This window comes from Oricola nitratireducens (assembly GCF_014904745.1).
Classification (GTDB): domain Bacteria; phylum Pseudomonadota; class Alphaproteobacteria; order Rhizobiales; family Rhizobiaceae; genus Oricola; species Oricola nitratireducens.
Genome location: NZ_JACZCS010000021.1, coordinates 17817 through 30354, shown reverse-complemented (window position 1 = coordinate 30354; position 12538 = coordinate 17817). Strand labels below are relative to the sequence as shown.

Here is a 12538-nt window from a genome sequence, read left to right as displayed (position 1 = left end):
TCTTTTTGCACTCCAATCAGGTGGAGCGGCCTTTGATTTTCTTTAGAGCCTCCGTGATACGGTCACGGGCCGCCTTCATGTCTTCGAGCTTGCCGGACATGAAAATTCTTCCCGTCGCGCCCATCATCTGGACATCGTTAAGCGTGGCGTTCGGCGCGGCCTTTTCCGCTTCGTTGGCCGCGACGCAGGCAAACAGGGCGGGCGTCATCTCGTAGATCAGAAGCGCGACGCCCGGCACCAGGATCGAGCCGTCGCGCGAGCGGTTGAGAATGATCGCATGCTGATCCGACAGGTCCTCGATGATGTCGTGGTAGAGAATCTTCGGAGCCAGTTGGTCCTCCGGCTTCGCGCCGATTCCCTTCAGGATCGCCTGTCCGGCGGAATGCAGATCGGCCATGTCGTCGGCATGCAGTTCGAGAAGCCCGAACTGGCGCTCGGTGAAGAGAATGCCGGGTTCCATGTCCGGCGCCACCTTCAGCGCCAGATCGGTGATGCGGTGAATGCTGAGCGCCGGGGCGACCTCGATGATAAGCGAGTTCTGCCCTCGAAACGGCGGGTAAGCCCGCGCGCGCAGAGGCGAGGAAAGATAGGCCGCAAACTGCGGCTGCAGATCCTCGATCGGCAGATAGACGCGAAGTTCGGTCATATCCTGTTCATCCCCCTGTGCGCGCCGTACCGTTTCACTTCACGGCCGCAGCCGTGAAGTGCTTGCCGAGATCCGCATGCGGACGCGGGATAACGTGAACGGCGGTCACCTCGCCGACTTGGCTTGCCGCCTCCGCGCCTGCTTCGGTCGCAGCCTTGACCGCGCCGACATCGCCGCGCACGACGACCGACACGAGCCCGCCGCCCACTTCGTTGCGTGCAACGATCTCCACGTTTGCCGCCTTGACCATCGCATCCGCTGCGGAAAGCGCCGGTACGTAGCCCTTGGTTTCGATCATTCCGATTGCCTGGTTAGCCATGAGTTTGTTCCTTCATGCTTTGCTGACATTTTCTTCGTCGATTGAGCCGATGATCAGGGCGTCGACCGGCGCGGTCTTGCCCTTGAAATATCCCGCGGCCACCGAACCCTGAGTGACGAGAACCGCCTCCCCGGTGTTGCAGCCCAATGGGTCGAAGGCGATCAGCTTGGCGCCACCCTCGGTTTCGACTTCCAGAAGCGCTCCGGCCGGTAGCGAGTCGACACGGCGCGACGACCAGATCTTGCCTATGACGCGGCCTTGTATCATTTCTCAGCCCTTTCGATCCTGATGCCCCTGCGCCGGGCCTCGTCGCGCGCGAGCGGCGTCAACCGGCTTCGCGGACCGAGCCGCAGGCTGCGTACCCCATCGCCAAGTCCGGCGATGTCGCGTTCGGTGACGAGCGCCTTGTCGATCGTACCAGGCGGCTTGCTCGCCGGGCCGGAGACGATCGGTGCGCCAATCAACGGCGCTTCGGACAACTCGAAGGTCAGTTCGCCCCCCGTTACCCGTGCCGCGAAATCGGCCGATGCAGCGCGCCGGACGAGTTCCTGCGCGAAACGGTTCAACTCGGCGGTCGAGCCAATGCGGACCCGCTCGACCTGCGGCGCCGGGGACGCCGCATTTCCGCGCAGCGCAGCGATCTCCTCGCGCAGGATGGCGCGGATTTCGTCCCTGAGTGCCGACATCAAGACGCTCCTGCATCGCGCAACGCGCCTTCGGCCGCGTTTCTTGCATTGCGCACGTCGGCCTCGGTCCCGGCCAGGTAGAGCCGTCCGTTGGCGCCGATCATGCGCATGTCGATAAGTTTCACGTCCGCCTCTTTCTCTGCCTCGTTGCAGGCGAGGATCGCGTAGGCGGCCGACTGGCATTCGAGCAGATAGATGCTGTCGCCGCCGAGCACCATCGAGCCGAGCTTGTTGCGGTTCATGAGAAACGCGTGCTGGTCGCTCACATTGGTTACGAGCTTGGAGGCGAGTATCTTCGGCGGCGCGACATCGTCCGAGGTCTTGCCCAGGGCTTCGAGGATCGCTGCCGCGCCTGCCTGCACCTCTGCGGTGGAGCGGGAATGGAACTGCAGCGTGCCGAACTGGCGTTCGACCACGAGAAGCCCGGCATGCACATCGGCGCTTTTTAGCACCGTGTCGGTCAGCACCTCGACATCGAGGCCCGGCGCGATCTCGACGATCTGCGCCGCCATTCGAAGCCGCGGCAGCGTCCCGCGCATCCAGGTGGCGATATAGGCCAGCGTCTGCGGCTGAAGCTGGTCAATGAAGATGGAGGCCCGCAACTCAGTCATTTCCCTGCCCCATTAAGGCTGCGCAATTCCTCGAGAATGAGCTGGCGCAGATCATCGCGACTGAAACCAGAAGGCTCCCGCCCGGCAGGAGGCGTGGCGACTGCAAGGTCTCGCGGGGCTGAGCGGTCGGAAGAGACCGTGCTCAGGTCGATCTCGTGCAGATCGGCCGGCACCTCTTTACCGTAGGCGATCCGCGTCCACTGGACGAGATGGTGGGGCCCCAGATTTTCGCCGATCGAGGAACGTCCGGCGAAACCCGTACCGATGGTGAAAGAAGGTGGCAGATAGGTCGCGAAGCCGGCCGCGCCCTGCGAACAGGGTGCGTTCACGACGACGCGATAGACCGGCATCTCCTGTGAATAGCGGACGAGCCTCGCGGTGTCCTCGCCGTGGAAGGCCGCCGAGTGACCGGCACCGCGCCGCGCGGTGTGCTTGGCGAAGGTCAGCGCTTGCTGGAAATCGACAGCCGAGGTCAGCGTCAGCACCGGGCAAAGCTTTTCGCGGAAAAGAAAATCGTCCTGCCCCGGCGTGGCCACGACGGGGACGAGTATCTTGGCCGAGGGGCTGACGCGGATGCCTGCGCGTTCCGCGATCCAGGCCGCGCTCTTTCCGATGGCTTCGAGGTTGATCCCGTGTCCGCCAAAAAGATAGTCGCGCAGCCGGTCCGTATCGGCCTCGTTGCAGACATGAGCCCCCGCGGTACGCAGCGCGCGCTCCATGTTGCCGCGGTTCTGATCCAGCGTCAGGACAACGCTTTCATTGGTGCACAGGATCGAATTGTCGAAGCTCTTGCTCTCCACAAGGCAGCGCGCGGCGGCATCGGCGCGGGCGGTGGTGTCGACATAGGCGACAGCGTTGCCCGGCCCCACGCCGAGCGCCGGATTGCCCGAGGAATAGGCGGCGCGGACCATCGCGGTGCCGCCCGTCGCGACGATGACGTTGATCCGGTCGGAAGACATGATGTCCTGCACCAGCGGGATCGACGGCTCCTCGACGCACTGGATTAGGCCGGAGGGCGCGCCAGCCGCCTCAGCCGCCTCGGCCAGAAGCCGCGCGGCCGCGGCCGAAACCGACTTCGCCACGGGGTGCGGGCTTATGACTATGGCATTCCGGCTCAGGATCGCCAGCATCGCCTTGTAGTAGACCGTGGCTACCGGATTGGTCGCGGGCGCCAAGGCAAAGACGACGCCTGCCGGTTTTGGCAGCTCCACGATCTTGCGTTCCTTGTCGATCCGGGGCGTGACCAGATCCATGTCCCGGTAGTAGTCCAGAAGCTCGTGCGTACAGAGCTCATTCTTGATCTTCTTGTGCTCGACCACGCCGAAACCGGTTTCCGCGACAGCGAGATCGGCGAAATGCCCCGCTTTCTCGTAGCCGGCACGCGCGACGGCCTCGGCTATGGCCAGCACGGCCTCGCGGCTGAAGTTCCGGTAGTAGCGCGCGGCCCAGGCGGCGCGCTCGACCTTCATGCGGGCACTCGAGATAGCCCGGTCGGGGACCGACAGACGCGGCGCATCCATTGTCACGTGTTCGTTCATGCCGCCCGCCTGCCCGATTTCAGAAGCTGCCGCGCACGCGGCATCGCGGCGTCGAAGCGGTCGAGGATCTCCTGACAGAGATCGACGTCCAGAACGACGCCCGGTTTGAACTGCAGCACGCGCTTGTCGAGCGAGGAGAAGATCGCCCAGACCCCGTTTTCATATAGCGCGCGCGACACGGCGACCGCCCCCTCGGGATGGTCGAATTCGAGCCCGAGCACGACGCCCCTTTGACGGACGCCGACGAAGACATCGCTGTGCCGCCGCATCATTTCGGCCATGCCCTGCGCAAAGAACTCGGCGACGAAATGCACGTTCGAGATGACCTCGGGCCGTTGCAGCATCTCCAGCACGTGATGGCCGACGAGACAGCCGAGTTCGGCGCCGCCCGAGGTGCTGATATGGGCCGCGCCGTCTTCCACCAGCCAGCCGCCGCACTCCTCGTTCACGAGGCAGGCGCTGATCGGGTAGATCCCGCCGCCAAGCCCCTTGCCGCAGACGAAGATGTCGGGCGTGAGTCCGTAGCCCTGCCAGCCCCACATCACGCCGGTGCGCATGAGACCGGTCTGCACCTCGTCGGCAATGAACTTGGTGCCGTATTTGCGGCACAAATCCTGACAGGCCTTCAGATAGCCGTCCTTGGGAAGCGGAAAGCCGTAGGTCGCCGGGATCGTTTCGATGATGAAGGCCGCCACATCGCCCTTCTTGAGCACGTCCTCGAGAGCATCGGCGTCGTTGAAGGGAACATGGATGAACTCGTCGGGCCGGTCGGAGAGGAAGATCTTGGAAAACCGCTCGTCGCCGGTGGCGACCGACAGGCCGGAATGGCCGTGATATCCCTTGATGATCGAGACGATCTTCTTGCGCTTGGTCGCGTAGCGCGCGGTCTTCAGCGCAATCTCGACAGCCTCGGCGCCGCCGGCGCCGAAGATCGCGTATTTCATGTGCGGCGCGGTCTGGACCAGTTTCTCGGCGAAAGCGGCGCGCGCCACGGACGGGAACCAGTGGTTGCCCATGTCGAAATAGTCGAGGCCGGATTTCAGCACTTCCACCAGTTCGGGATGACGGTGTCCGAAATTGTAGGTCCCGCCATTCAGGTGCAGGTCGATCAGGCGCTTGCCCGTCATGTCGTAAAGGAAATAGCCCTCGCGCCGGTCGATGACCATCGGCGTTCCGGCTTCCGTCCAGAAATTGACCTTGCCCGGATTCCAGAACTCGGCCGCTTTCCGGAGCAGGTCCTCCTTGGAGTCAAAGGCGAAATATCCGTAATTGAACACGCGCTTCCCCTGTGAAGTCACCCGGATGCTAACATCGAATTTTTGACTTGCAACATGTTTTGCCCGATATCGGGCATTTTTCTTTGGATATTTTTTATCAAACCCAATATCGTTGGTAGGCACGAATCAGAAGGCAGGCCCCAAATGTCGAAAAAGACGCGAAGGCACGATCAGATTCTCAGCGTGCTTGAAATCAATCCGTCGATCCGCGTGAACGAACTCGCCGAGCGACTCGGCGTTTCAGCGGAGACAGTCCGCCGGGACCTGACGGAACTGGACGAGACCGGCCGGATCAAGCGCACCTACGGGGGCGCGGTGCGCACGAAGACGTTTGAGCCGGCCTTGGCGGAACGCCTGAAGCTGCACATCCAGGAGCGCGAGAAGATTGCCCGGACCGCGATCGCGCGCATCGGCGAAGCGCGAAGCCTGTTCGTCGGCGGCGGCGCCACGACGCTGCATTTCGCGCGCGCCCTGCGTTCCATCGAGCGCCCTTTGACCGTGCTTACCCCCGCCTTCAGCATCGCCACCGAACTGTCAACGAACCCGCTCATCCAGGTGATGGCCCTGCCCGGCATCGTCGAGCCGAAGGAAGGATTGGTTCACGGAGCCGAGACACTGAAATGTATCCGGCAGTTTCGTACTCCGATCGCTGTCATGGGCGCGTCCGGGATCGACAAAGAAGGTGTGAGCGAGGCGCTTCTGCATGCGGCGCAGGTCTACTCCGCGATGATCGACTGCGCCGACGAGACGCTGATTCTGGCAGACTCGTCGAAATACGGAAACAGGTCGCTTCAACAGATCGTCGGCTGGGACAGAACCGTCAGCCTGATTTCGGAAAAAGCACCTACGGCCTGGCTGCTCGATGCGATCCGGCAACGCGGGGCCGACGTAATCTGGGACTGATTCGCCGTGCCGCGACTACGAAGGAACTGGAAAGATGAGCGAAAGCCGAAACTTCGCTGCCAATCGCTGGAGAAGGTTCGACGATTGGGACGATCGCGCCCTGCGACTTGACCAGTTCGCCGCCGAAGACCCCGAAAACGGCTTCGCGGCGTTTGCGGGCGCGGCGGATCCAAAGCCGGGACTGAAGATCTCGGGCGGTAAGGTTATGGCAATGGACGGTGTCGCCGCGAAGGACTTCGACATGATCGACGCCTTCATCGCCACCTATCATATCGACCCCGCGATCGCGGAAGAGGCGATGGCGATCCCATCGACTCAGCTTGCCCGGATGCTGGTCGACGTGAACGTGCCGCGTACGGAGCTCACCCGGCTCGCACGCGGCCTGACACCCGCGAAACTCGCCGAGGCGGTAGCCGAACTGAATGCGATGGAAATCGCTTTCGCCTATTCCAAGATGCGCGCGCGCCGCACCCCCGGCAATCAGGCGCATGTTACGAACGCTAAGGATGATCCCTTGCAACTGGCCGCCGACGCCGCGATCGCGGTCGCGCTCGGCTTCGACGAGATCGAGACCACGATGCGCGTCGCGCGCAATTCCTGGTCGAACGCGCTCGCGTGTTGCGTGGGTTCCGCAGTCGGCCGCGCTGGCACGCTGTTCCAGTGCTCGAGCGAGGAGGCCGAAGAACTCGAGATCGGCATGGCAGGCTTCACCTCCTATGCCGAGACGGTTTCCGTATATGGTACGGAAAGCGCCTTCATCGACGGAGACGATACGCCGTGGTCCAAGGCCTGGCTAACCGCCGCCTATGCCTCGCGCGGTATCAAGATGCGCTGCACCTCCGGCGCGGCGGCGGAACTGCTGATGGGATTTCACGAAGCGAAGTCGCTACTTTACCTCGAGGCCCGCTGCCTTTGCTTGCAGCGTGGGATGGGGTCGCAAGGCACGCAGAACGGCGGCATCGACGGCGCGCCCTTGGCCGCTTCGATCCCCGGCGGCGTACGCGAGATCATGGCTGAAAACCTGATCGCGGTCTGGCTCGATCTCGAATGCGCCTCGGGCAACGATGCGCGGCATTCCGAGTCCGATATGCGCGTAGCCGCCAAGATCCTGCCGTTCCTCATCGGCGGATCGGATCTCATTTGTTCGGGATTCGGAAGCATCCTGAAATACGACAACTCTTTCAATCCGTCCTCGTTCAACGGCGAGGAACTGGAAGAGTTTCTTGTCCTGCAGCGCGACTTCGAGGCCGATGGCGGGCTGACCTCAATCGAGGACGCGAGCGCGCTCGACCTCCGCCGCCGTGCCATCGATGCGCTGTCCCATGTGCTGAAGGATCTCGGGCTGGCCGAAACGACCGAAGCCATGAAGCGCTCGGTCGCCGTCGCCTCGGGCTCGAACGAAACCGAGAGCTTCCAGCCCCGCGATGTGGCGCTCATCAGCGAGGAGATAAAGGCGAAGGGTATCACCGTGCTCGATGTCATCCGGTCCCTCGATCGCGGCGGCTTCGTCGAGGAGGCGCGGAACCTCCTTTTCCTCGTCAAGCTGCGTATCTCGGGCGACTACCTGCAGACCTCGGCGATCGTGCGCGAAGGGCGCGTGCTCAGCGCGATCAACGATCCCAACGACTATGTCGGGCCAGGCACCGGCTACCGCTTGAACGATGCACGGCGCAAGGAGTTGGCCGCGATCCGCGACGTGCTGACACGCGACGAGGTTCTTCGCACGGAAGCGGCGAGCGAGCAGATGGAAGCCCGCGCCATACGGTACCGGATAATGGGGCGAGCCGTACCCGGGACAGATCGAGGCGAAATCGTCGTGGGGATTAGCCCGGGCTTCGGGACGAAAATCTTCCGCACGCTTGCTGGACATCGCCTCAGCGAAGTCGTGCGCGCCATAGGCGACGGAATCGCGCGTGGCGGCGGTAGCATGCGGGTCGTCCGATTGCACCATACCGCCGACACCTCCTTCCTCGGGCTCAGCGCGGCGCGGTTGTCGGGCTCGGGTGTCGGAATCGGCATCCAGTCTAAGGGCACCACTGTCATTCACCAGAAGGACCGGTTGCCGCATAACAATCTGGAGCTTTTCTCCAACGCGCCAATTACCACGCTCGCCCATTACGAGACATTGGGTTTCAATGCGACGGTCCACGCAAGTGGCAGCCTGCCGGAACCTGTCGTCGTGCCGACCAGGGGCGAGGCGCTGGGCGCACGCTACCACGCTCGCGTCGCGCTTTCCTACGCGATCGAAACCGCGATGACCGAGCCAGATGCCGCTCCCGAAGAGATCACCATCGATTTTCTGGAGCAAGGCTAATGCGAAATCCTCCCCTGACCGCCCGTAACTACCCCATGGCCGAAAAGTCACCCGAACGCATTACGGGGCAGCGGGGCAAATCGCTCGACGCCCTTACGCTCGAGGCGGCGGCGAATGGCGACCTGCACATGGAAGATCTTCGGATCACGCCCGCAGCCCTCTTGCAGCAGGCCGAGATTGCCCGTTCCGTCGGGCGCGCATCCCTTGCGGAGAATTTCGAGCGCGCGGCGGAGATGACCCGCCTGCCGCAAGACGAGATCATGCGGATTTATGAACTGTTGCGTCCGGGCCGAGCGCGATCTGCTGCAGAGCTCGAGCGCATGGCGGAGCGTTTTGCTTCGGAATACCAGGCGCATCGGCTAGCCGCGTTCGTCAGAGAAGCGGCAGCTCTCTACGAACGCCGGGGTCTGTTTCAGCTACGCTTTTAGCAATACGGGTCATGGAGGCGAGACTGTATCATCGGTCGCGTTGCGAACGCCGGCGGCCTTGTGCGCCGGCAGGTTGTTCATAATGACAGTGTCGCTCTAATCAATGATCACTACGTCTCGGTCAGGAACGTTCCGTATTTCCGGTTTTTTTCGCACCATTGGCGGACGACATCGGCCGCAAGAGCGTAGTAGCCCGCGCCCGCCAGCACCTGACCGACATGCGCGCCGAGTCCGCTCGACGCCCTGGTAATCAACGCCGCCGCCCTCGCCGACCCTGACCCTTTGCCCATCAGAACGGGTAATGCTGTTTCGGATCCTCGACGGTGATCCAGCGCAGGACGGCGAATTCCTGGATCGCGGCCTTGCCACCGAACCGCCCGAAACCTGAGGCTTTGACGCCACCGACGGCATCTGCGGTTCGTCCGACACGGTCGGCCCATTGATGTGACAGATCCCGCTCTGAAGCCGGTTGGCCACGTCCAGCGCACGTGTGATGTTCTGGCTGAATACCGCGGCGAAGAGCCCGTATTCGGTGTCATTGGCGATGCGGATCGCCTCCTCTGTATCGGCAACGCGGATGACCGATTTGACCGGACCGAAGCTTTCCTCGGCATAGACGCATTCCGGGCGTTACCCCGTCGAGCAGGGTTCTGCACAGAGCGCGCCCTCGACCGTGCCGCTCGCCGCAACGCGCCGCCCCTGGCGGGGGCGTCGGAGATCAGCGCCTCCATCTTAGCGCCCGCCTCGGGGGTGACCAGCGCGCCCAGCACCACCTCGCCAGCCGGGTCGCCCCAGGACGCCCTCTCTACGCTCGCAACGGATGTCACTTAAAGCTGACGGAACATTGGGCGCCTCAACCGTCGCTCTGGCACCGAAGTTGCATTCTTCCCGGTAGAAGCATTCACACGGGACGACGAGATGAAGCCTGACCTGCATATCCTGTTTGGCACCCAAACCGGCACGACCGAAATGGTGGCCTCCGACATCGATGACACCCTCAACGCGGCAGGCATCGCGCCGGCGAGCGTGCGCGGGCTCGACGAGATCGAGGCGGCCGACTTGCCGGGCCTCGGCACTGCGCTCATCATCTGCTCCACCTATGGCGAAGGGGGAATGCCCGACAACGCACAGGCCTTCTACGACGCCATCATGGCCGAAGACGCGCCCCGTCTCTCATCGCTTCGCTTCTCCGTCCTTGCCTTCGGCGACAGCTCCTATGCCGATTTCTGCGCTGCGGGGCGCAAGCTCGATACGCGGCTTTCCGAACTCGGTGCCATACGGATCCACGACCGGACAAATTGCGACATCATGTATGAGGACGGCGCGCAAAGCTGGACCGCAGGCATCCTCGCCGCTCTGACCGCCCCGGAAGACCCCGCCGACGGGCCCGCCAGGGCAGCTCCGGCCCGGCCCCTTATTGTCTTCGGCACCCAGACCGGAACCGCCGAGATGGTCGCCTCCGACGTGGAAGACGCGCTGACCGCCGCGGATATCGTGCCCGAGCGGATCGCAGGACTCGACGAGATCGATCCGACCGACCTCGCCCGGGCCGGCACCGCACTCGTCGTCTGCTCCACCTATGGCGACGGCGGAATGCCGGACAACGCGCAAACCTTCTACGAGACGCTTACCGCGGCCGACGCCCCCGATCTTTCAGCGTTGCGCTTCTCGGTCCTCGCACTTGGCGACAGCTCCTACGCCGATTTCTGCGCCGCCGGGCGCAAGTTCGACGCTCGCCTCGCGGAACTCGGCGCAACCCGCCTCCACGACCTCGCGAAATGCGATATCGTCTACGAGGAGCAGGCCGAAGCTTGGACGGCCGGCGTCATCGCCGCGCTGAAGGCCGCGCCGGCCGCCGCTGGAAAGTCCGCCGGCGCGGCGCCCGCGCCGTGTACGGCCCGCGATGCCCCGAGGTGGACCCGATCGAACCCCTACGAGGCGACGTTGGTGGAGAACAGGCCCCTTTCCGGCCCCGGTTCGGCCAAGGAAATCCGCCACTACACGCTCGATCTCGGCGAGGACGGCCCACGCTTCGAGGTGGGCGACGCCCTCAACATCCTGCCCGTCAACGACCCCGTACTGGTGGAGGCCTGGCTTGACCGCATCGCGCTCGACCGGGAACGCTCCCTGCCCGGTTTCGACGCTCCCCTGGAGACGCTGCTTGCGCGACATTTCGAGATCTCTGCCCCGTCCCGGGAGCTGATCCGCTACGTGGCACACCGGGCCGGCGACGCGGAACTGACACGCCTGTTCGACAACGGCGACCGCGAGGCGCTTGACGCCTGGCTCTGGTCGAAAGACGCGCTCGACCTGCTCGACATGGTGCCCGGCCACCGGATCGACCCGGGAGACGCCGAACAGCTTCTGCGCCCGCTTGCTCACAGGTCCTATTCCATCGCGTCGAGCGCCCGGGTGAATCCGCGGCTCGCCGACCTCGCCGTCTCCACGATCCGCTACATCGCAAACGGACGCGAGCATGGCGGCGTCGCCTCAACCATGCTTTCCGACCGGCTGGAGGTGGGCTCGAAGGTCCGGGTCTTTATTGTCCCCAATTCGGCGTTCCGCGTGCCGCGAGATCCGGACGCGCCGATGATAATGGTCGGTCCTGGTACCGGCATAGCTCCCTTTCGCGGCTTCCTTCAGGAGCGCCAGACAACGGGCGCGGGCGGCATGAACTGGCTCTTTTTCGGCGATCGGACCCGCGCGGAGGACTTCATCTACGAAGACGAACTTCGCGCCTTCGAGGCGGCCGGGGTGCTAACCCGGCTCGATCTCGCCTTCTCCCGCGATCAGGCCGGAAAGGTCTATGTGCAGGACCGGATGCGCGCGGCCGCCGCCGAACTCTTCGCCGCGCTCGAGGCGGGAGGGCATTTCTACGTGTGCGGCGATGCGACGCGAATGGCCGGCGATGTCGACGAGGCGCTCCACGAGATCGTGGCCCGGGAGGGCGGTTTCGACGCCGGCGGCGCACAGACCTATGTGGAGGCCCTGAAAAGGGAAAAGCGCTACGTGCGCGACGTCTACTGAAGCGGTATCCCCGGGGGCGAGACACGGCGAGACGGCCGCGCGCTATGGCAAGCGCGCGTCAGTCTTCCCGCCCTTCTCCGGCTGGGCCGGTCAGACGTTGTCGCGGAAGAATTGCGCGACTTTCCGCGCGACAGCGGCGTTGTCGACTTCCGCGGTCGCGAGGCTCTCCAGCGCCGCATCCGCCGCCTCCCGCGGGATGCGGTCTCCGCCGTAGAGAGTCGCCAATTCGGCGACGTAATCCTTGCCGAATTCCGGGTGATACTGAACCGAAAGCGCCGGGAAGTCGTAGGCGAGCGCACCGATCGGGCAAAAGGCGTTGCCCCCGATCACGCGCGCGTCTTCCGGCACGGTCTCCACCTGGTCCTGATGGAAAAACAGCGAGGCGTTTCCCGTCAGCCGGTAATCGGCATCGTAGTCGTAGGATTGCGCGCCAATCGCCCAGCCTTTGGCGGATTTGCGGACATCCGCGCCATATGCCGCCGCCATGATCTGGTGACCGAAGCATATCCCGAAGACGGGCACGCGCGATTCCCGCGCGGACAGAAGGAAGGCGCGCAGTTTCCGCATCCAAGGAAGGTTTTCGTAGACTCCATGCCTGGAGCCCGTGATGAGATAGCCGTCAAAGGCCTGGACGTCCGGGAGATCTTCGCCGCCGACCACCGAGACATAGCTGAACCGTGCCTCGGGCAACCCGGGCCCGAGCCAGGCTTCGACCATCTCGGGATACATTCCGAAACGGTCGCGGCAGGGCTCCGGCGTGAGTCCCGTCTCGAAGATGCAAAGTCTCAA

13 protein-coding genes and 1 pseudogene are annotated in these 12538 nt (G+C 63.9%); 4 read left to right on the top strand and 10 right to left on the bottom strand.

Annotated features, from left to right (window positions below; genetic code table 11):
- Window positions 1-16 precede the first annotated feature (16 nt).
- The 7 genes from IG169_RS11280 to IG169_RS11250 are packed head-to-tail and all read right to left on the bottom strand — an operon-like array spanning window position 17 to window position 5077.
- Window positions 17-646 (bottom strand): microcompartment protein, encoded by a 630-nt coding sequence (locus tag IG169_RS11280; RefSeq protein WP_193176314.1) that lies wholly within the window; start codon window positions 644-646, stop codon window positions 17-19.
- Between the two features lie 34 nt (window positions 647-680).
- Window positions 681-965 (bottom strand): BMC domain-containing protein, encoded by a 285-nt coding sequence (locus IG169_RS11275; RefSeq protein ID WP_193176313.1) that lies wholly within the window; start codon window positions 963-965, stop codon window positions 681-683.
- A 12-nt stretch (window positions 966-977) separates the two neighbouring features.
- Complete coding sequence (locus IG169_RS11270; RefSeq protein WP_193176312.1) at window positions 978-1232, bottom strand: EutN/CcmL family microcompartment protein; 255 nt, start codon at window positions 1230-1232, stop codon at window positions 978-980.
- On the bottom strand, window positions 1229-1651 hold the full coding sequence (locus IG169_RS11265; RefSeq protein ID WP_193176311.1) for a hypothetical protein: 423 nt from the start codon (window positions 1649-1651) through the stop codon (window positions 1229-1231). Before IG169_RS11265 ends, IG169_RS11270 begins: the two co-directional genes overlap by 4 nt.
- Complete coding sequence (locus IG169_RS11260; RefSeq protein ID WP_193176310.1) at window positions 1651-2262, bottom strand: BMC domain-containing protein; 612 nt, start codon at window positions 2260-2262, stop codon at window positions 1651-1653. Before IG169_RS11260 ends, IG169_RS11265 begins: the two co-directional genes overlap by 1 nt.
- Entirely contained in the window at window positions 2259-3800 is a 1542-nt protein-coding gene (locus tag IG169_RS11255; protein ID WP_193176309.1) for an aldehyde dehydrogenase family protein, read from the bottom strand. The genes IG169_RS11260 and IG169_RS11255 overlap by 4 nt, the downstream gene beginning before the upstream one ends.
- On the bottom strand, window positions 3797-5077 hold the full coding sequence (locus IG169_RS11250) for an aminotransferase class III-fold pyridoxal phosphate-dependent enzyme (RefSeq protein WP_193176308.1): 1281 nt from the start codon (window positions 5075-5077) through the stop codon (window positions 3797-3799). Before IG169_RS11250 ends, IG169_RS11255 begins: the two co-directional genes overlap by 4 nt.
- Window positions 5078-5221: 144 nt before the next feature.
- On the opposite strand from IG169_RS11250, the gene IG169_RS11245 reads away from it, so the two are divergent.
- Genes IG169_RS11245 through IG169_RS11235 form a run of 3 tightly spaced genes read left to right on the top strand, consistent with a single transcriptional unit; the run spans window position 5222 to window position 8722 of the window.
- Window positions 5222-5980 carry a DeoR/GlpR family DNA-binding transcription regulator gene (locus tag IG169_RS11245; protein ID WP_193176307.1) on the top strand — a complete coding sequence of 253 codons (759 nt, stop codon included), beginning with the start codon at window positions 5222-5224 and terminating at the stop codon, window positions 5978-5980.
- A gap of 34 nt (window positions 5981-6014) precedes the next feature.
- Window positions 6015-8294: a propanediol/glycerol family dehydratase large subunit gene (locus tag IG169_RS11240; RefSeq protein WP_193176306.1), complete on the top strand. Its 2280-nt coding sequence runs from the start codon at window positions 6015-6017 to the stop codon at window positions 8292-8294.
- Window positions 8294-8722 carry a diol dehydratase small subunit gene (locus tag IG169_RS11235; protein WP_193176305.1) on the top strand — a complete coding sequence of 143 codons (429 nt, stop codon included), beginning with the start codon at window positions 8294-8296 and terminating at the stop codon, window positions 8720-8722. Before IG169_RS11240 ends, IG169_RS11235 begins: the two co-directional genes overlap by 1 nt.
- Before the next feature lie 110 nt (window positions 8723-8832).
- Here the strand turns inward: IG169_RS11235 and IG169_RS11230 are convergent, their stop codons facing one another.
- Window positions 8833-9012, bottom strand: a complete 180-nt coding sequence (locus IG169_RS11230; RefSeq protein ID WP_193176304.1) for a hypothetical protein — start codon at window positions 9010-9012, stop codon at window positions 8833-8835.
- Window positions 9012-9513: pseudogene (locus IG169_RS11225) on the bottom strand (aldehyde dehydrogenase family protein); the annotation flags it as partial. The pseudogene IG169_RS11225 and the gene IG169_RS11230, both read right to left, overlap by 1 nt.
- Window positions 9514-9640: 127 nt before the next feature.
- On the opposite strand from IG169_RS11225, the gene IG169_RS11220 reads away from it, so the two are divergent.
- Complete coding sequence (locus tag IG169_RS11220; RefSeq protein ID WP_193176303.1) at window positions 9641-11749, top strand: flavodoxin domain-containing protein; 2109 nt, start codon at window positions 9641-9643, stop codon at window positions 11747-11749.
- Window positions 11750-11839: 90 nt separating this feature from the next.
- Here the strand turns inward: IG169_RS11220 and IG169_RS11215 are convergent, their stop codons facing one another.
- On the bottom strand, window positions 11840-12538 hold the full coding sequence (locus IG169_RS11215) for a type 1 glutamine amidotransferase (protein ID WP_193176302.1): 699 nt from the start codon (window positions 12536-12538) through the stop codon (window positions 11840-11842).

Bases quoted from the DNA above. Each gene is read 5' to 3' on its own strand.
- IG169_RS11280 (WP_193176314.1), bottom strand. From the start codon at position 646: ATGACCGAACTTCGCGTCTATCTGCCGATCGAGGATCTGCAGCCGCAG.
- IG169_RS11275 (WP_193176313.1), bottom strand. From the start codon at position 965: ATGGCTAACCAGGCAATCGGAATGATCGAAACCAAGGGCTACGTACCG.
- IG169_RS11270 (WP_193176312.1), bottom strand. From the start codon at position 1,232: ATGATACAAGGCCGCGTCATAGGCAAGATCTGGTCGTCGCGCCGTGTC.
- IG169_RS11265 (WP_193176311.1), bottom strand. From the start codon at position 1,651: ATGTCGGCACTCAGGGACGAAATCCGCGCCATCCTGCGCGAGGAGATC.
- IG169_RS11260 (WP_193176310.1), bottom strand. From the start codon at position 2,262: ATGACTGAGTTGCGGGCCTCCATCTTCATTGACCAGCTTCAGCCGCAG.
- IG169_RS11255 (WP_193176309.1), bottom strand. From the start codon at position 3,800: ATGAACGAACACGTGACAATGGATGCGCCGCGTCTGTCGGTCCCCGAC.
- IG169_RS11245 (WP_193176307.1), top strand. From the start codon at position 5,222: ATGTCGAAAAAGACGCGAAGGCACGATCAGATTCTCAGCGTGCTTGAA.
- IG169_RS11240 (WP_193176306.1), top strand. From the start codon at position 6,015: ATGAGCGAAAGCCGAAACTTCGCTGCCAATCGCTGGAGAAGGTTCGAC.
- IG169_RS11235 (WP_193176305.1), top strand. From the start codon at position 8,294: ATGCGAAATCCTCCCCTGACCGCCCGTAACTACCCCATGGCCGAAAAG.
- IG169_RS11230 (WP_193176304.1), bottom strand. From the start codon at position 9,012: ATGGGCAAAGGGTCAGGGTCGGCGAGGGCGGCGGCGTTGATTACCAGG.
- IG169_RS11220 (WP_193176303.1), top strand. From the start codon at position 9,641: ATGAAGCCTGACCTGCATATCCTGTTTGGCACCCAAACCGGCACGACC.